At 60.4% G+C, this 18,969-nt stretch carries 14 protein-coding genes; 12 read left to right on the top strand and 2 right to left on the bottom strand.

Features of this window, described 5'->3' with window-relative positions:
- The first annotated feature begins 200 nt into the window (after nucleotides 1-200).
- From urtA to ureC, 11 genes are all read left to right on the top strand, one after another.
- Entirely contained in the window at nucleotides 201-1,466 is a 1,266-nt protein-coding gene (gene urtA / locus HBO23_RS26425; protein WP_170040328.1) for an urea ABC transporter substrate-binding protein, read from the top strand.
- Nucleotides 1,467-1,606: 140 nt separating this feature from the next.
- Nucleotides 1,607-3,109 carry an urea ABC transporter permease subunit UrtB gene (gene urtB, locus HBO23_RS26420; RefSeq protein WP_099548121.1) on the top strand — a complete coding sequence of 501 codons (1,503 nt, stop codon included), beginning with the start codon at nucleotides 1,607-1,609 and terminating at the stop codon, nucleotides 3,107-3,109.
- Nucleotides 3,109-4,176, top strand: a complete 1,068-nt coding sequence (gene urtC, locus HBO23_RS26415) for an urea ABC transporter permease subunit UrtC (protein WP_138450633.1) — start codon at nucleotides 3,109-3,111, stop codon at nucleotides 4,174-4,176. The genes urtB and urtC overlap by 1 nt, the downstream gene beginning before the upstream one ends.
- Nucleotides 4,173-5,006: an urea ABC transporter ATP-binding protein UrtD gene (urtD, locus tag HBO23_RS26410; RefSeq protein ID WP_170040326.1), complete on the top strand. Its 834-nt coding sequence runs from the start codon at nucleotides 4,173-4,175 to the stop codon at nucleotides 5,004-5,006. Before urtC ends, urtD begins: the two co-directional genes overlap by 4 nt.
- 128 nt (nucleotides 5,007-5,134) lie before the next feature.
- On the top strand, nucleotides 5,135-5,833 hold the full coding sequence (gene urtE, locus HBO23_RS26405; protein WP_065930636.1) for an urea ABC transporter ATP-binding subunit UrtE: 699 nt from the start codon (nucleotides 5,135-5,137) through the stop codon (nucleotides 5,831-5,833).
- Nucleotides 5,834-5,864: 31 nt separating this feature from the next.
- Nucleotides 5,865-6,704: an urease accessory protein UreD gene (locus tag HBO23_RS26400; protein WP_017136776.1), complete on the top strand. Its 840-nt coding sequence runs from the start codon at nucleotides 5,865-5,867 to the stop codon at nucleotides 6,702-6,704.
- A gap of 159 nt (nucleotides 6,705-6,863) precedes the next feature.
- Nucleotides 6,864-7,166 carry an urease subunit gamma gene (gene ureA / locus HBO23_RS26395; RefSeq protein ID WP_017136777.1) on the top strand — a complete coding sequence of 101 codons (303 nt, stop codon included), beginning with the start codon at nucleotides 6,864-6,866 and terminating at the stop codon, nucleotides 7,164-7,166.
- A gap of 9 nt (nucleotides 7,167-7,175) precedes the next feature.
- On the top strand, nucleotides 7,176-7,688 hold the full coding sequence (locus tag HBO23_RS26390; RefSeq protein WP_017136778.1) for a GNAT family N-acetyltransferase: 513 nt from the start codon (nucleotides 7,176-7,178) through the stop codon (nucleotides 7,686-7,688).
- A 5-nt stretch (nucleotides 7,689-7,693) separates the two neighbouring features.
- The gene (locus HBO23_RS26385; protein ID WP_099548118.1) at nucleotides 7,694-8,227 is read left to right on the top strand and encodes a GNAT family N-acetyltransferase; all 534 of its coding nucleotides are present in this window, start codon (nucleotides 7,694-7,696) and stop codon (nucleotides 8,225-8,227) included.
- Nucleotides 8,224-8,529, top strand: coding sequence for an urease subunit beta (locus HBO23_RS26380; protein ID WP_099548117.1), 306 nt, complete (start codon nucleotides 8,224-8,226; stop codon nucleotides 8,527-8,529). Before HBO23_RS26385 ends, HBO23_RS26380 begins: the two co-directional genes overlap by 4 nt.
- A gap of 113 nt (nucleotides 8,530-8,642) precedes the next feature.
- Nucleotides 8,643-10,343, top strand: coding sequence for an urease subunit alpha (ureC, locus tag HBO23_RS26375; RefSeq protein WP_170040324.1), 1,701 nt, complete (start codon nucleotides 8,643-8,645; stop codon nucleotides 10,341-10,343).
- Here ureC and HBO23_RS26370 read toward each other — a convergent pair.
- Together HBO23_RS26370 and HBO23_RS26365 are read right to left on the bottom strand one after the other, a co-directional pair.
- Entirely contained in the window at nucleotides 10,340-16,354 is a 6,015-nt protein-coding gene (locus HBO23_RS26370; RefSeq protein WP_170040322.1) for a DUF6543 domain-containing protein, read from the bottom strand. The genes ureC and HBO23_RS26370 overlap by 4 nt on opposite strands.
- 103 nt (nucleotides 16,355-16,457) lie before the next feature.
- On the bottom strand, nucleotides 16,458-17,396 hold the full coding sequence (locus tag HBO23_RS26365) for a DnaJ C-terminal domain-containing protein (protein ID WP_170040320.1): 939 nt from the start codon (nucleotides 17,394-17,396) through the stop codon (nucleotides 16,458-16,460).
- A 238-nt stretch (nucleotides 17,397-17,634) separates the two neighbouring features.
- Here HBO23_RS26365 and HBO23_RS26360 point away from each other — a divergent pair, with 238 nt between their 5' ends.
- A complete protein-coding gene (locus HBO23_RS26360) occupies nucleotides 17,635-18,909 on the top strand; it encodes an Hsp70 family protein (protein WP_017136783.1) in 1,275 nt (424 codons plus the stop codon).
- The last annotated feature ends 60 nt before the right edge of the window (nucleotides 18,910-18,969 follow it).

The raw sequence follows: 18,969 nt of genomic DNA, 5'->3' as shown, positions 1-18,969 counted from the left end.
CCAACAAGTACGCCCTCACGCGATGCCCCGTTTTGAGGCTCGCCCTGCACGGGGCCGCTTTAGCGGCGCCACACTGGTGCGCCATGCGACAGCGACTGGCGCCTTAGCGCCCTGAAACCGGTACTGCACGGCGCAGGCACAGCCTTTGCAAAGCCCTGTGTATCTGCCCCACAACACTATCGGTTTACGGAGATCGCACCATGAAGCGTCGTAGCTTGATCAAGGCTTTCACTTTGTCGGCATCCATTGCCGCCATGGGTTTGACCTGGACCATCCAGGCCGCAGAGACCATCAAGGTCGGCATCCTGCACTCGCTGTCCGGCACCATGGCAATCTCCGAAACTTCGCTTAAAGACATGGCCTTGATGACCATCGACGAGATCAACGCCAAGGGCGGTGTGAACGGCAAGATGTTGGAGCCAGTGGTGGTGGACCCGGCGTCGAACTGGCCGCTGTTTGCCGAAAAAGGCCGGCAGTTGCTGACCCAGGACAAGGTTGCCGTGGTGTTTGGCTGCTGGACCTCGGTGTCACGTAAATCGGTATTGCCGGTGTTCGAAGAACTCAACGGTCTGCTGTTCTATCCGGTGCAATACGAAGGTGAAGAGATGTCGCCGAACGTGTTCTATACCGGTGCAGCGCCTAACCAGCAGGCGATCCCGGCCGTGGAATACCTGATGAGCGAAGAAGGTGGCGGCGCCAAGCGTTTCTTCCTGCTCGGTACCGATTATGTGTACCCACGCACCACCAACAAGATCCTGCGTTCGTTCCTGCATTCCAAAGGCGTAGCGGATAAAGATATTGAAGAGGTCTATACCCCGTTCGGCCATAGCGATTACCAGACCATCGTCGCCAACATCAAGAAGTTCTCGGCCGGCGGCAAGACCGCAGTGATCTCCACCGTGAATGGCGACTCCAACGTGCCGTTCTACAAGGAGCTGGCCAACCAGGGCTTGAAAGCTACCGATGTACCGGTGGTGGCGTTCTCGGTGGGTGAAGAAGAGCTGCGCGGCATCGACACCAAGCCACTGGTGGGCAACCTCGCGGCCTGGAACTACTTCCAGTCGGTGGAGAACCCGGTGAACAAGAAATTCGTTGCGGACTGGAAGGCCTACGCCAAAGCCCACAACCTGCCAGGCGCGGACAAAGCCGTGACCAACGACCCGATGGAAGCCACCTACGTAGGCATCCATATGTGGGCACAGGCGGTTGAGAAAGCCAAATCCACCGATGTCGACAAAGTCCGTGAAGCCATGGCTGGCCAGACCTTCGCCGCGCCGTCGGGCTTCACCCTGACCATGGACAAGACCAACCACCACCTGCACAAGCCGGTGATGATCGGTGAAATCCAGGCCGACGGGCAGTTCTCGGTGGTATGGCAGACCGAGAAGCCGATCCGCGCCCAACCGTGGAGCCCGTACATTCCGGGTAATGACAAAAAGCCGGACTATGCCGTGAAGAGCAACTGATCCGAGGGGTGTCGGCCCTTAAGGCTGACACACACCCTGTGGGAGCTGGCTTGCCTGCGATGCAGACAACTCGGTGTATCTGATACACCGCCATCGCAGGCAAGCCAGCTCCCACATTTGTTCGAGCAAGGCCCAAGACTATGCCCACTGCCCTTTACCGCCTCATCCTCGCCGCCCTGCTGTTGCTGCCCTTTGCCGCACACGCCAGCGACGCCGAAGACTTCATCAACGCCAACCCGATGCAACAAGCCAAGCTGCTCCAGGACTGGGCCGCCCAGCCCGACCCGGCGCGCATCGAGCTGGTGGACGCGCTGCAACAAGGCCAACTTAACGTCAACGGCGAAACCAAAACCGTGCGCCTGAACAACCGCCTGCGCGGCTTGATCGACAACGTGCAAGCCAGCCAGCAACTGCTCGCCGCCGACCCCAAGGTGCGCCTCGCTGCTGCGCAAACCCTGCAAAAAAGCGCACAACCTGCACAGCTCAAATTCCTCGACCAGCAAGTGGCCGCCGAGACCAACGAGGCCGTGCACACCGCGTTGAGCCTGGCCCTGGCCAACCTGCAACTGGTCGACCCCGACCCGGTCATTCGTCTTGCCGCGGTGCGCCTGCTAGGCAGTACCGGTGACCCGCTGGCGCGCACACGCCTTGAGGCGCTGCTGGCGCCCGGTGTCGAAACCGATGCCGCCGTGCACACCGCCGCCGAGACCAGCCTGGCTCAGGTCAAACGCAAATTGATGTTCGGCGAGATCCTCGGCCAGGCTTTCAGTGGCATGTCTTTGGGTTCGATCCTGCTGCTCGCGGCCCTGGGCCTGGCGATCACCTTCGGCCTGCTTGGCGTGATCAACATGGCCCACGGCGAGATGCTGATGCTCGGCGCTTACTCCACGTATGTGGTGCAGTTGATGATGCAGCGCTACGTACCGTCGGCCATCGAGTTCTACCCGCTGATTGCGCTGCCGGTGGCTTTCTTTGTGACTGCCGCGATTGGCATGGCGCTGGAGCGCACGGTGATTCGCCACCTCTACGGGCGGCCGCTGGAAACCCTGCTGGCCACCTGGGGCATCAGCCTGATGCTGATCCAACTGGTGCGCCTGGTGTTCGGTGCGCAGAACGTCGAAGTCGCCAACCCCGAATGGCTGTCCGGCGGCATTCAAGTGCTGCCCAACCTGGTGCTGCCGTACAACCGCATCGTGATCATCGCCTTTGCCCTGTGCGTGGTAGTGCTGACCTGGCTGCTGCTGAACAAGACGCGCCTGGGCCTCAACGTGCGCGCCGTCACCCAGAACCGCAACATGGCCGCCTGCTGCGGCGTGCCCACCGGGCGTGTGGACATGCTCGCCTTTGGCCTTGGCTCCGGTATCGCGGGCCTGGGTGGTGTGGCGCTGAGCCAGATCGGCAACGTCGGCCCGGACCTGGGCCAGAGCTACATCATCGACTCGTTCCTGGTGGTGGTGCTCGGCGGCGTCGGCCAGTTGGCCGGTAGCGTGATGGCCGCCTTCGGGCTGGGCATCGCCAACAAGATTCTTGAACCGCAGATCGGCGCCGTGCTCGGCAAGATCCTGATCCTCGCGCTGATCATTCTGTTTATCCAGAAACGCCCGCAAGGACTCTTTGCACTGAAAGGACGGGTGATCGACTGATGAACCAGCCATTGATGCTTACCGCCGCGCAAAAGGCCGGCCCCAAGATCACGATAGCGGTGGGTACGGTGATTTTGGTCCTGCTGCTGGCGCTGCCTTTGTGCTCGCTGCTGTCGCCGGCAAATCCGTTTTACGTCTCGGCCTACACCCTGACGCTGGTGGGCAAGATCCTCTGCTACGCCATCGTCGCCCTCGCGCTGGATCTGGTGTGGGGCTATGCGGGGATGTTGTCCCTCGGCCACGGTTTGTTCTTTGCCCTCGGCGGTTATGCGATGGGCATGTACCTGATGCGCCAGGCGTCCGGCGATGAGTTGCCGGCGTTCATGACCTTTTTGTCGTGGACCGAATTGCCGTGGTATTGGGTCGGCACCGAGCACTTCCTCTGGGCCATGTGCCTGGTGGTATTGGCACCCGGTTTATTGGCGTTGGTGTTCGGGTTCTTCGCCTTTCGTTCGCGGATCAAGGGCGTGTACTTCTCGATCATGACCCAGGCGTTGACCTTTGCCGGGATGCTGCTGTTTTTCCGCAACGAAACCGGGTTTGGCGGCAATAACGGCTTCACAAACTTTCGCAGCATTCTGGGCTTTGGCATCACCGAGCCGGGCACCCGGGCGGTGCTGTTTGTGGCCACCGTACTGTTGCTGGTCGCCAGTTTGTACACCGGCTGGCGCCTGGCGCAGAGCAAGTTCGGCCGCGTGCTGACGGCATTGCGTGACGCCGAGAACCGCCTGATGTTCTGCGGCTACGACCCACGTGGCTTCAAGCTGTTTGTGTGGGTGTTGAGTGCGGTGCTGTGTGGTTTGGCAGGCGCGTTGTATGTACCGCAAGTGGGCATTATCAACCCCAGCGAAATGTCGCCGACCAACTCTATCGAAGCCGCCGTATGGGTAGCCCTGGGCGGGCGCGGCACCTTGATCGGGCCGTTGCTGGGCGCCGGTGTGGTCAATGGCATGAAGAGCTGGTTCACCGTGGCCTTCCCGGAATACTGGCTGTTCTTCCTTGGGGCGCTGTTCATCATCGTCACCCTGTACCTGCCCAAGGGCATCATCGGCCTGCTGAAGAAATGAGGAACGTCATGCTTGAACCTATTTTCGATGCAGGCAGCGGCCGCGATGCCATCGGTATCGGCCAGGCTGCCGGCAAGGGGCTGAACACACGCCACGGCACCATCCTGACCCTGGAAGACATCAGCGTCAGCTTCGATGGCTTCAAGGCGCTCAATGACTTGAACCTGTATATCGGCGTCGGCGAGCTGCGCTGCATCATCGGCCCCAACGGCGCGGGCAAGACCACACTGATGGACGTGATCACCGGCAAGACCCGCCCCAGCCACGGCAAGGCCTGGTTTGGCGAAACTCTCGACTTGACCAGCATGAGCGAAGTGCAGATCGCCCAGGCCGGCATTGGCCGCAAGTTCCAGAAGCCTACGGTGTTCGAAGCCCTGAGCGTGTTCGAAAACCTGGAGCTGGCGCAAAAGACTGACAAGTCGGTATGGGCCAGCCTGCGCGCACGTCTGAGCGGTGAGCAGAAAGACCGCATCGAGGAAGTGCTCGATACCATCCGCCTGACCGCCTCGGCACAGCGCCCGGCGGGCTTGCTGTCCCACGGGCAGAAGCAGTTCCTGGAAATCGGCATGTTGCTGATGCAGGACCCGCAACTGTTGCTGCTGGATGAACCAGTGGCGGGCATGACCGACGCCGAAACCGAGTTCACCGCCGAGCTGTTCAAGCGCCTGGCGGGCAAGCATTCGCTGATGGTGGTGGAACACGACATGGGGTTTGTCGGTTCGATTGCCGACCACGTGACCGTGTTGCACCAGGGCAGCGTGCTGGCCGAAGGGTCGCTTGCACAGGTGCAGGAAAACGAGCGCGTTATCGAGGTTTACCTCGGTCGCTGACGCGCACCGCTTTATGTGGGAGCTGGCTTGCCTGCGATAGCGGTGAGCCTGATACACCGCCATCGCAGGCAAGCCAGCTCCCACATTTGATCCAGTTCCCTCAGTGGGGAATTGAGGAGGTTTTGAACATGCTGCAAGTCGACAAGCTGCACCAGTACTACGGTGGTAGCCACATCCTGCGCGGGCTCTCATTTGACGTGAAGATCGGCGAAGTCACCTGCCTGCTCGGCCGTAACGGCGTGGGCAAGACCACCTTGCTCAAATGCCTGATGGGTTTGCTGCCGGCCAAAGACGGCGCGGTGAATTGGGAAGGCAAGGCCATCACCGGGTTCAAACCGCACCAGCGCGTACACGCGGGCATCGCCTACGTGCCCCAGGGCCGGGAGATTTTCGGGCGGCTGACGGTGGAAGAAAACCTGTTGATGGGGCTGTCGCGCTTCCCAGGCTCCGAAGCCAAGGAAGTCCCGGCGTTTATCTATGAACTGTTCCCCGTATTGCTGCAGATGAAACATCGGCGCGGTGGCGACCTGTCCGGCGGTCAACAGCAGCAGTTGGCAATTGGCCGCGCACTGGCCAGCCGCCCGCGCCTGTTGATTCTCGACGAGCCTACCGAGGGCATCCAGCCGTCAGTCATCAAGGAGATCGGTGCAGTGATCAAAAAGCTCGCGGCGCGCGGCGATATGGCGATCCTTTTGGTGGAGCAGTTCTACGACTTCGCCGCCGAACTGGCCGACCAGTACCTGGTGATGTCTCGTGGTGAAATCGTGCAGCAGGGCCGAGGTGAAAATATGGAAAGCGAGGGTGTGCGCGGGCTGGTTACGATTTAATCTGTTGTGTCCTGACGATAAGTAAAAAAACATGAACCTGCCCGTTACCCCTGCCCTGTTCACCCCCAGCTGGCATGCCGAGCTGGAACTCGGCTACGCGCGCTTCGGCGACACCACGCGCCCGGTAATGCGCCGCCACCTCGGCCCGCTGCGGGTGCAAAAGCACTTGTACGCCGAAGGCCCCGAGGTGTGCCAGCACATCATCGTCCACCCGCCCGGCGGGATTGCCGGCGGGGACCGCCTGGACATCAGCGCACACGTGGGTGCAGGCGCATGGGCGCAACTGACCAGCCCCGGTGCGGCCAAGTGGTATCGCGCCAGCGGCCCGGCCTATCAAACACTCGACCTCACCGTGGAAGCTGGTGCGACCCTGGAATGGCTGCCCCAGGAAACCATCGTGTTCAGCGCTGCCCAGGCCGAACTCAGCACGCGCATCGACCTGCAAGGCGATGCCCGGCTGTTCTACTGGGACGTGATCGCCCTTGGCCGCCCGGCCAGTGGTGAACGTTTTGACCTGGGCCACTTTCAATCGCAGCTGGATATTCGCCGCGACGGCCAGTTGCTCTGGCATGAGCGCCAGCGCATTGTAGGCGCCGACGGTTTGCTCGACTCGCCCATCGGGCTGGACGGGCAACCGGTGTTTGCCACGCTGTTGCTGACCGGCGATATAGACCCTCAATTATTGGAAACCTGCCGCGCCCTGCCCCATGCGATTCGCGGCGACCTGACCCAACTGCCCGGCTTGCTGGTCGCCCGCTGCCTGGCCAGTGAGGCGCTGCTGGCGCGGGGTTGGCTGATTGATTTATGGAAATTGTTACGTCCGAGTGTGCTTGGGCGAGAAGCGGTTCCACCCAGAATCTGGAGCACATGAAGATCAACCTGTGGAACTGAGTTTATGTGGGAGCTGGCTTGCCTGCGATGGCGGTGTGCCTGATACACCGCTATCGCAGGCAAGCCAGCTCCCACACAAGCCTGTTTCCACAGGGGATCTGCGGTGTTTTTATGAATGCTGTTTGAAGGACCTTGAACCATGGATTTGACCCCACGGGAAAAAGACAAACTGCTGATCTTCACTGCTGGCCTGGTGGCCGAGCGCCGCTTGGCGCGGGGTGTGAAGCTCAACTACCCGGAAACCATCGCCTATATCTCGGCCGCGCTGATGGAAGGTGCCCGCGATGGCCGCACCGTGGCCGAGTTGATGCACTACGGCACCACCCTGCTCAGCCGCGAGCAAGTGATGGAAGGCATCCCGGAAATGATCCCGGATATCCAGGTGGAAGCCACCTTCCCCGATGGCACCAAGCTGGTGACCGTCCACCAGCCAATCGCGTGAGGCCCGGCCATGATTCGTGATGCTACCGAGCAAGACCTGCCGGCGATCCGCGACATCTACAACGATGCGGTGCTCAACACCACGGCCATCTGGAACGAGCAACCGGTGGACCTGGCCAACCGTCAGGCCTGGTTCGCTGCGCGTCAAACCCAGGGCTATCCGATTCTGGTGGCGGTGGAAAACGATGAAGTCACCGGCTACGCCTCATTCGGCGATTGGCGCCCGTTCGAAGGTTTTCGCTACAGCGTTGAGCACTCGGTGTACGTGCGCAATGACCAACGCGGCAAAGGCCTCGGCCCGCGGCTGATGCAAGCGCTGATCGAGCGCGCCGCAACCTGCGGCAAGCACGTGATGGTCGCGGCTATCGAAAGCGGCAACCAGGCGTCTATTCGCCTGCATGAGCGCCTGGGTTTCATCACCACCGGGCAAATGCCGCAAGTGGGCATCAAGTTCGGCCGCTGGCTGGACCTGACCTTTATGCAACTGACATTGAATCCGGGCGCCGAACCGCCCAAGGAGTGAGATCGATGAGCGCTACGCAACTGCGTCGAGTCAATGCTGAAAGTTTTGCCCACTACCGCCTGGGTTTGATTGAGCTGTTGCTGGACGCGGTAAAGCACGGCGCTTCAATCGGCTTTATGGCTGACTTCGATGACGCCCAGGCCCGCACCTATTTGAGCGGCGTGCAGGCAAGTATCGAAGAGGGCAGCCTGCTGCTGTGGGTGGTGGTACGCGATGAGCAAGTGATCGCCAGCGTGCAACTGGCGCTGTGCCTGAAAGCCAACGGCCTGAACCGCGCCGAAGTGCAAAAGTTGCTGGTACACAGCAGCGCCCGCCGCCATGGCCTGGGCCAACAGCTGATGAACAGCCTGGAACTCGCCGCGCGCCAGCACAAGCGCGGCCTGCTGTACCTGGACACCGAGGCCGGCTCCGGCGCCGAAGCCTTTTACCAGTCGCTGCGCTACACCAAGATAGGTGAGTTGCCCGACTACTGCCAAAGCCCGGACGGGCGCTACACCCCGACCGCCATCTATTTCAAGACCCTGGGGCAACCTGCATGATTCCTGGTGAATATCAGATCCAGCCTGGTGACATCGAACTCAACGTCGGCCGGCGCACCCTCACCCTCAGCGTGGCCAACAGCGGCGACCGGCCGATTCAGGTGGGCTCGCACTACCATTTTTTCGAGACCAACGATGCGCTGACCTTTGATCGCGCCGCCAGCCGTGGCATGCGTTTGAATATTCCGGCGGGCACGGCAGTGCGGTTTGAGCCAGGGCAAAGTCGCGAGATCGAGTTGGTGGATTTGAGCGGGGGGCGGCGGGTGTTCGGGTTTGCCGGACGGATCATGGGCGACCTTTAGGGCCTCATCGCAGGCAAGCCAGCTCCCACAGTTGGAATGCGTTCCCCTGTGGGAGCTGGCTTGCCTGCGATAGCGATATCACATTCAACACCTATTTTTCAGGGCATACACACATGAAGATCAGCCGCCAAGCCTACGCCGACATGTACGGCCCCACCGTCGGTGACAAGGTCCGCCTGGCCGACACCGACCTGTTCGTCGAAGTCGAACAGGACTTCACCGTCTACGGTGAAGAAGTCAAATTCGGCGGCGGCAAAGTTATCCGCGACGGCCAGGGCCAGAGCCAACTGCTCGCCCATGAAGTGGTCGACACCTTGATCACCAATGCGCTGATCATCGACCACTGGGGCATCGTCAAGGCCGACGTCGGCCTGAAAAACGGCCGCATTCATGCGATCGGCAAGGCCGGCAACCCGGATATCCAGCCCGGCGTGACCATGGCCATCGGCGCCAGCACCGAGGTGATTGCCGGTGAAGGCATGATCCTCACCGCCGGCGGCATCGACAGCCACGTGCACTTCATTTGCCCGCAGCAGATCGAAGAAGCGCTGACCAGCGGCGTCACCACCATGATCGGCGGCGGCACCGGCCCTGCGACCGGCACCAACGCCACCACCTGCACCTCCGGCCCGTGGCACCTGGCGCGCATGCTGCAAGCCAGCGATTCGTTCCCGATGAACATCGGTTTTACCGGCAAAGGCAATGCCAGCTTGCCGGAACCCTTGATCGAGCAGGTCAAGGCCGGGGCCATCGGTTTGAAGCTGCACGAAGACTGGGGCACCACGCCCTCCAGCATCGACAACTGCCTGAGCGTTGCGGACGAGTACGACGTGCAGGTCGCGATTCACAGCGACACCCTTAACGAATCCGGCTTCGTCGAAACCACCCTGGCCGCGCTCAAGGGTCGCACCATCCACACCTACCACACTGAAGGTGCCGGTGGCGGCCACGCGCCGGACATCATCAAGGCCTGCGGCTTCGCCAACGTGCTGCCCAGTTCCACCAACCCGACGCGGCCGTTCACGCGCAACACCATCGATGAGCACCTGGACATGTTGATGGTCTGCCATCACCTGGACCCGAGCATCGCCGAAGATGTGGCCTTCGCCGAAAGCCGCATCCGCCGCGAGACCATTGCCGCCGAAGACATCCTGCACGACCTCGGCGCGTTTTCGATGATCAGCTCCGACAGCCAGGCCATGGGCCGTGTCGGCGAAGTGATCACGCGCACCTGGCAGACCGCTGACAAAATGAAAAAGCAGCGCGGCCCTTTGCCCGGCGACGGCCCGGGCAATGACAACTTCCGCGCCAAGCGCTATATCGCCAAGTACACCATCAACCCGGCGATCACCCACGGCGTCAGCCATATCGTCGGCTCGATCGAAGTGGGTAAGTGGGCCGACCTGGTGCTGTGGCGCCCGGCGTTTTTCGGCATCAAGCCGACCTTGATCCTCAAGGGCGGCGCGATTGCCTCAAGCCTGATGGGTGACGCCAACGCCTCGATCCCCACGCCGCAGCCGGTGCACTACCGCCCGATGTTCGCCAGCTTCGGCAGCTCGTTGCACGCCACCAGCCTGACCTTCATCAGCCAGGCCGCCCAGGACGCCGGGGTGCCCGAGGCCCTGGGGTTAAAAAAGCAGATTGCCGTGGTCAAGGGCTGCCGCGATGTGCAGAAAACCGACCTGATCCACAACGATTACCTGCCGGATATCGAGGTTGACCCGCAGACTTATCAGGTCAAGGCCGACGGCCAGTTGTTGTGGTGCGAACCGGCTGATGTATTGCCCATGGCCCAGCGCTACTTTTTGTTTTAGGTCGCACGGGGGCCGACACCCTCAGCCATGTCCAGCGGATGATCGAGCAACTCCTGACGGGTCAGCGTCTCGATCAGCGCGGCGTCTTTAATCTGCAATTGCAACTGAAGTTCGCCGGACCGATGCTTATAAAGTGCCTCGGTGATCGCGTTGGATTCAAACCTGCTCCGCAAGTCCGCCAGCTGATCGTGCAAGGGATGGCGCAGAGCGTCAAATTGCACGGCGTATTTACCGGTCAGGTAATCCTGCCAAAAGCCCCTGGACAGCAGCGCCTGAAGCTCTTGCGCGGAGTTATCCAGGGCTTTGATCGTATCAAAGGCAGTATCGAGCATCGATGCGGTCACGCCGCCCAAGTTGATATACCTGACCTGCTGCGGCTGCCCCGGTAGCTGGAGCCGATCCTTGAGGCCGTAACGATACGCCAGTCGAATTTCAACCTCTTCGGCCAGGCGCTGGGTATGGGGCACCTTATTGGCTACCGACACGCGGGGGTCATTGACGATGGCCTCGCTGCGCTGGATATCCGCCGACGCGATCTTGTCCACTTCGTGCAGGCGGAACAAACCTCTGGATAACCTTGCCAGTTGCACGCCCTGGGTCTGATCCGTGGCCTGCAAACGAGCCTTGTAGGCCATTGTGCGCACTTCCAGGTTGCTGAAGGAGAAAGCTGCAAGGTCGCAACATCCTGGCTCACCGGCCAGGTCGAGGAGTTCCTTGCGCAGGGTTTCCGATTCGGCGGTGTCCTGGGTGATGCTTTCGATCACTTCCCAGACACGGCGCTGCAAGTCGGCGTGGCCGGCACCCGCCGGTTCCAGACGCTCAAGGATGTCGAAGAACGGGGCAGCCCTCGGAGCGCGCTCCAACGCCACCCATAGGGGCCGTTTGCTACTCGCCTCTTGCGTGGACATGCCTTGGGCCCAACGCAGAAATGGATCCTGCGCGCCAGCTGTGGGGGCCACACGGTTAGGGGCAATATCAGCCGTCAACCGGAGCATGTTCGGAAGAACCTCAGACATCAGCCCAGCCTCCTCAAGGCGCCGGCTGTGTTCGCGGACTTGTTGCCGGGTTTGCTCGGTCAAAGGGTTCTCGCCGATATCCGTCACACGAGTCACGCGCTCCGTCTGCGCCAACTGCTCATCCGACGGTGCAATGACTGAGTCCGGGATAGTGGTAATTTCGTTCAGGCTCAGATCTACCCATTGCAGGTTCGTTCGCTCAACCAGCCCCGCAGGCCAGGTATCAATCCCCGTATTTCTCATCTGCAAGGTATTCAAACCCGTCATCTGGCTAAAATCCGGCGTCAGGCCGAGGGGGTTATTGTTGAGCATCACGTCACTGAGTGTCGCTCGCGAGGACAGGAGAGCCACCGACTCGGCAGTCAAGCGGATTCGATTGTTTTGCAGGGACAAACGGGTCAATTCGTTCATATTCCCCACGGCTGGCGGCAATTCGAACAAGTGGTTATCCGACATATCCAGTGAGCGCACACCTCGGCAGTGCGCCAGGAAACTTTCTGGTGACGTGCGCAGGTTCAGGCTGTTCAGTTTCAGTGACGTCGGGCGAATGAAATTCGCGCCAAGGTCGGGCAGGCTCGACAGGCGCAACCCACTGAGGTCCAGTTCGACGTCGATGAGTGTGGCGTCGTTGGTCAAAACGAGGGGATTACCCGCCCTCCAGCAGCTCATGATGCGTTGCCTGGCGCGATCACGATCGTTGAATTCCAGCAGACGCTCATTTCGCCCGACGCGCTCGTTACTCTGACGCTCGTTGGAGAGGTTCCAGGCTTTTAACTGACGCTTGAACGCTTTGAATTCCTGCTCACGCTGGGCCAACTCTGCATCGGCGCGCTCGCCCAGCGCCCAAATCATCTTCCGAGAAGTTTGCACGCTGTTGTCGGGATAGAGTTCCTGCATGACCCTGAGCCTTGGATTACCACTGTCAAAGGCGCCATCAAGGGCGCCTTGCAAAAGTTCGGGTCGCGTGCGCGTCAAGGTCTCCCAGTAGCGATCGAACTGCTGCCAATAGTCGGCAGGAAACTTATTGTGCTCAAGCATGACGACGTTGTTTGTCCGAACGATCGCTTCAAGCTGCTCAGGCGGTGGTGTCAAATGCTGTGGTGGAACCTCCTGCAGGCGGTTTTCGGACAAATCGACACGTCTCAATCCAGTCAGTGCGGTTAATCCCGAGGGCCACTGCTCAATCTGCGTGTTACTGAGGTTCAACTCCACCAGATTTGGCATACCGCTGACATCGGGGGCAGCACCCAGCGGGTTGCTGCGCAGATCAAGCGTGACAAGGGCGCTGAGGTTGCTCAGCATACGGCTGGTTGGTGGAGTCAACTCAAGATTATTACCGGTCAGGTTCAACGAAGTCAGGTAGCGCATTTCACCGATAGCACCGGGTAACTCGGTAAGCCGGCAATCGATCAAGGCCAAATGCTTGACGTGGGTGAACGATGTAAGGAAAGCATCAGTCTTGCCGGTCCAGCCGCTACCGTAGATCTCAAGCCCCTCAACATGGCTGAAGTCGACGCTTAGCAGTGGTAGTTCCAGATCGCCGCTCATCATCAGCTTCAGGGGGCCTTCACTCATAAGCCGCCAGTGACTCTTGATCTCGCGCGCGATATCGGACGCACCGGGAAAATCGGCATCCCAACCATCAGCACGCGGCGGCCCACTGGCGTAAACCCAGGCATCCAACTCCCTCGTAAACGTTTTGAACTCAGCCTTCCAGTGTTTCAACCCACCCTCGACGTCGTCGCCCAAAGTGCGGACAAACGCATTGACTGCCTCCTCGTCCATCAAAGGGAACAGATCGGTGACCTGCTCGTGTACTAAATCGACATCGCTATCGACATCACTGGCCGCCTGTCGGCTGGACCCGCCGCCACCACCGAGTAATCTCAGCGTCGAATCAATCGTCGGTTTGCGCACCGGATGCTCCAGCAACACCGTGCGCAGCGGCTCACGAGGCAAAGGCGATTGCTGGATCGCTGTCTTCAACTGCTGTGCATCGGTGAACCCGAGGCTCTGGCGTTCGGCGGTGGACAACAGGTCCCAGGTTGCCCCAAAGAAGTCCCTGGGCATGGGCGCCTCGAACAAACCATTGTCCTTGAGCACCAGGGCCTTGGTGGTGGTTGAATCCGGGGAACCGATAGCATCCAGCAACGTGCCTTGGGCCGAGTAGTGACGCAACTCCACCCGCGTTCCACGCTGCCATCCAGGCAAGGTTTCCAAAGTGCGCAAGGCGAGGCGCTGGCTGTCGATGCTTGCCAGAGTGTCCAGGTGCAGGCCTTCATAGGCACGCGATACCCGGGTTTCCTGCTCAAGCCACCTCGCCTGCTCAATACGTTCCTGGGGCAGAAACCCGGTATCTCGAAAGGTGTGCAACTGTTCAACGCTCAGCCTTCTGAGCAACTCAGTAGCCATCGACGCTGGCAGCCTGGGGTAAGTCGCCATGAGCAGGCGCACATCAGGATCGTTCGTGGCATTCAAGGCTTGATAGCGCTCTTCGACCAGCGAGCCCTTAAAGGTATCGACGACATTGGCGATGTGTTCACGCAGCTTACCGGCCCGCACCGCCAGCGACTCTTCGGCACTGCCGGGGATGTCCCGGAGCGTGGGGTCCACGCCTTGCAAGCTGAACAGCACCTCATTAAGCCACTCACCGCTCGCCAACTGGTTGTCACGGACCACCACTACGCGTTTGGGGGCAGTTGCGAAGGTCTCCTCCCACAAAATCCTGTTGTGGCTGTCCATGACCCGCAGCGGCGCATCAGGCAACATCCCTCGTCGACGCATGATTTGCAGCAGCAGCGTGAGGTCCGCCTGGGCATAGACGGCCGAGTCGCTGCTTCTCAATTGCTCGACAAACGTCGTCAGTGCCTGATGAGCCTTGAAGTGCTGGATCGTGTCATCCAACAACAAAGGCACCGGGTCATGCTCAACAAAGGCCTGGCGCAAGACGTCTTCCTCGACACCGCTGGCCATACGGGCTTGTTCCAGCATCGCGGAGTCAAGCCCACGCTGTTCCAGCCCCAGGCGCCTCATCAGGGTCGGTTTGTCCCAGGTCAGCGGCTGCTCGATTTCATGGCTCCAGGCGCCAGCATGGTTATGCTCCAACTGCGGCTCATACGCACCAGGGCGGCTGGGGTGCTGGATGCGATACTGCCCAGTGACGGGGTCCTGCCCAACTCGATAGTGGTCACCCTCATGGTGCAAAATCAACTGGCCGTCGTGCGAGTAAAGGCCCAAAGCGTCTGGCTTGGCGCCTGTGGCCAGCTCGACAGGCGCCTTATAGGGCGCAAGATCAGGCTTCCACAGGCGGATCTTGCCGCCGGGCAACGTGACGGCTTTGAGCCGTTCAATGAAGGGGGACACTGTGAAGCGCAACGCCACCGCCTGCGCCGCCAGCGTCGCCAGGTTTTCCACCACGTCGGTAACATGCGCCCAACCTGCCTCGCGGTCGCCTTCACTGAGTTCGACCGCACCCTCAAAGACCTCGTAAAGCAGCTGACCGGCCATCACCCCGGCCATCACCAGGCCCAAGGGTGGCACGGCCATCCCCACCAGGTTCAGGCCGAACATGCCGATACTCAGGTAATGGGCTGCACGCCTTGAACTCGATGCCTTGTCAGCAGCCTCAGTGCTCACGGCCTGGTGTTGGGCATCGTTAAACAGTCGCGTGCGCAGACTGGCATGGCGATACACCCACAAGTCCGCAGCCCGCCAGAGGCCAGCGATTTCGATGGCCTGAATATTGAATTCGGGGGCTTTTATCGGAACGCGTACGGTCGGTTGCGGCTCCCCCAGCGACGAGCCGGAGGAAAAGAATGGGGCCGTCAGTAAACGCCCCCATTCCGAACGCAGCGCCTGTGAACCGAACGGTTGGGGTGGCGCATCCACCACGAGTTCGGTCAGCCTGCGGTAGTAGTAAGCGCGATCCTTATAGGCTACAAACTGGGCAAAAAGCTGCTGGTATGGCGTGGTTTGTACCCCCATGGAGCGGTCGGCACCCTGGCTGACGCTCGCGGTCAGGTGATCAGTCAATTCGTTGCGAAACTCATTAAACGTTTCATAACGCTTGATGGGGTGCTCGAGGTGGTCAGGAATATAGACGATAACCCAGCTCGAATAACGCTGCTTGGCACATGGGGCGATGATCAGGCAGTCATGCAGGTGCAGGTTCATCAGGCTCAAGCAGCAGTAACCGACCGGCTGGTTGCCGATCACGATGTGCTTTTCGCCAGCCGTCACACGCATCAGCAACGTGTAATCGGTGGCACCGATATCACCCTTGAGCAAGGCCAGATACGCCGCCGCCTTGAAGGCATCTTTCTGATGGCGGATGAAGCGATCCCGAAACTCGGCACGGGACCGTACATCATCAGGTATCAACTGCGCCCTGAGGTGAGCCTGGTATTGACTCCCCAAATCGAGATCACGGCATAACTGGGCGAACTCATGAATTTTCAGGGTCGTGGTGTGGCGTTCGAAGTGCTCGCGAGTATCCGGCTCGGTGATAAATCCCGAAACGCTATCGTAAAAACCGTCCTCGGCCTCCCGCGCCTCAAAGTTGCCCAGGGCAGCCTTGAGCAAGGAGAACGTCTTGACCCTGGAACCGCCGGTTTTTTTGCCAAAGGCGTCTTCAACCGGAACATACAGGCGCAACCAGGTTTGATTGACGTCCAGCGCATAACCGGCAGCCTTTAATGCCGCTTCCAATAACGGCTGGGCGAATGCTTCCAGCGCCTGGACTTTGCTTAGGGATTTCTCCAGCTCATTCAGGGAGTGGCAACGGCTCTCCAACAGCGTCTTGAGCTGATCCTTCTGCGATTGAGACGTGGCGTCGTACCAAGTGGGGATATTCGCGGGGGTCTGTTTGAGGGCCTGGCGCCGCTCAGGTGAACTGCTGACCAGGCAGGACGGGATCGCCTGTTTGATTAATTCGTAGTGTTGTCCCTGTTCACCGGGCGGGAGCGTGGAGGGGGCAATAACCTGAAGTTCGAGCATGGGAAGACAACCTTGTGGTGAGAAAGATTGTCATCCTATGCAGTGCGTTTTTTTGCTGGAGCTAACTATTTAGCAAGCTCGAAAACTCATCGGGTCAGCTCGTTCAGAAGTGCTCACGGGGGTCGAAAGCGGCCTTTTCAGCCAGCGCCTGCCACAATGCCTTGACCTCATCGTCTGCAGCCTTAGGCATCACAGCCTTGAGCTGGATAAACAGATAACCGCGTTGCCCGCCCTTGTTCAACAAGCCATGGCCCTTTGCGCGCATGCGTTGGCCGTTCTGGCTGCCGGCCGGCACCTTGAGATTGATCTTGCCGGTAAGGGTCGGCACTGCGACTTCCGCGCCCAACGCCAGCTCCCACGGGGCCAGCGGCAGGTTGATGATCAGGTTTTCGCCATCCACCTCGAACTTGGCGTGCGGCGCAAACTTGATGATCAGGTACAGGTCGCCATTGGCACCACCGCCCACACCCGGTGCGCCCTGGCCCTTGAGGCGGATGCGCTCGCCATCGGCCACACCGGCCGGAATCTTCACATTCAGGCTCTTGACGGTATTGCTGACATGCCGGCCAGACGCATCGTATTGCGGCACCTGGAAGCTGATCTGCTTGGACTCGGTGGACAGCGTTTCCTCAAGGGAAACGCTCAGTTGCATCTCCACATCCTGGCCCTTGCGCCCGGTAGGACGGCGCTGGCCGCCGCCAAAGGCGTCGCCGCGCGCGCCGAAGATCGAGCTGAAGAAGTCCGAGAAGTCGCCCGTGTCCTGGCCACCGCCATAACCACCACGGCTCTGCCAGCCCGGTGGCCCCTGGAACGGCTGGCCATGCTGGCCGTATTTACGCAGCTCATCGTACTCGGCGCGTTTGTCGGCGCTTTTGAGCGCCTCATAGGCTTCGGACGCGTCTTTGAATTTCTCTTCGGCGTCCTTTTCCTTGCTCACGTCCGGGTGATACTTGCGTGCGAGCTTGCGATAGGCGGCCTTGATTTCCTTGTCATCGGCGCTCGGCTCGACACCCAGAATCTTGTAATAGTCTTTGAAATCCATCGGCAGTTCACCATCCTTAATCGAGATCGCACAGCCCGGGGCACAACGTGCGCTGCTTTGCACCTGTTGAGTGGTGTGGCCTGGGGGTGCGTCAAAGTGTTATCGGCGCTAGCCGTATGCAACAGATGTGGGGGCAAATACCCAACTTTCAAGCACGATTTAGCGGATAGTCGGCCTACGCATCTGCGCGCGAGTGACATACACTGCGCGGCCGTTTTTTAACCGGAACCTGGAAGACATGAACAACACATCCCCAGCCCGTGCCTGCGGCATCGACTTCGGCACGTCCAACTCCACCGTCGGCTGGATCCGCCCCGGCGAGGAGACGCTTATCGCGCTGGAGGACGACAAGATCACCCTGCCGTCGGTGGTGTTCTTCAACTTCGAGGAGCGCCGCCCGGTGTACGGTCGCCTGGCGCTGCACGAATACCTGGAAAACTACGAAGGCCGGCTGATGCGCTCGCTCAAGAGCCTGCTGGGTTCCAAGCTGATCAAGCACGACACCAGCGTGCTCGGCACGGCCATGCCGTTCACCGACCTGCTGGCGCTGTTTATCGGCCAGCTCAAGAGCCGCGCCGAAGCCAACGCCGGTCGCGAGTTCGAAGAAGTGGTGCTGGGCCGCCCGGTGTTCTTCGTCGATGACGACCCGATGGCCGACCAGGAAGCCGAAAATACCCTGGTGGACGTAGCGCGCAAGATCGGCTTCAAGGACATCTCGTTCCAGTACGAGCCGATTGCGGCCGCGTTTGACTATGAGTCCACCATCGAGAAAGAAGAACTGGTGCTGATCGTCGACATCGGCGGCGGTACGTCTGATTTCTCGCTGGTGCGCCTGTCGCCGGACCGTCGTCACAACGACAACCGCCAAAGCGACATCCTCGCCACCGGCGGCGTGCACATCGGCGGTACCGACTTCGACAAACAGCTGAGCCTGCAAGGCATGATGCCGCTGTTCGGCTATGGCAGCCGCATGAAAAGCGGCGCCTACATGCCCACCAGCCACCACATGAACCTGGCCACCTGGCACACCATCAACTCGGTGTACTCGCAAAAATCCCAGCTGGCCTTGGGCAGCATGCGCTACGACATCGAAGACACCGGCGGCATCGACCGCTTGTTCAAGCTGATCGAACAGCGTGCCGGGCACTGGCTGGCCATGGAAGTGGAAGAAACCAAGATCCAGCTGACCCACGAAGACAACCGCCACGTGGCCCTGGACCGCATCGAAAAAGGCCTGAGCGTCGACCTGAGCCGGGCATTGTTCGAGTCGTCCATCGACGCGTTGCTGGAGCGTGTGCGCAACAGCGTCACGCAACTGCTTAACGATGCCTCGGTGAGCGTGGCCCAGGTGGACACGGTGTTCTTCACCGGCGGCTCCAGCGGCATTCCGGCACTGCGCCACAGCATCTCGGCGATGCTGCCGAATGCACGACATGTGGAAGGCAATATCTTCGGCAGTATCGGCAGCGGTCTGGCGATTGAGGCGAGCAAGCGTTACGGCGCAATGGAGTAGATCGTTCCCACGCTCCGCGTGGGAATGCATCCTGTGACGCTCCGCGTCACGACTTCAACA

It is taken from the genome of Pseudomonas sp. WS 5532, assembly GCF_012985445.1.
Classification (GTDB): Bacteria; Pseudomonadota; Gammaproteobacteria; order Pseudomonadales; family Pseudomonadaceae; genus Aquipseudomonas; species Aquipseudomonas edaphica.
The sequence above is the reverse complement of the archived record's forward strand: the minus strand, read 5'-3'. Positions and strand labels throughout refer to the sequence as shown.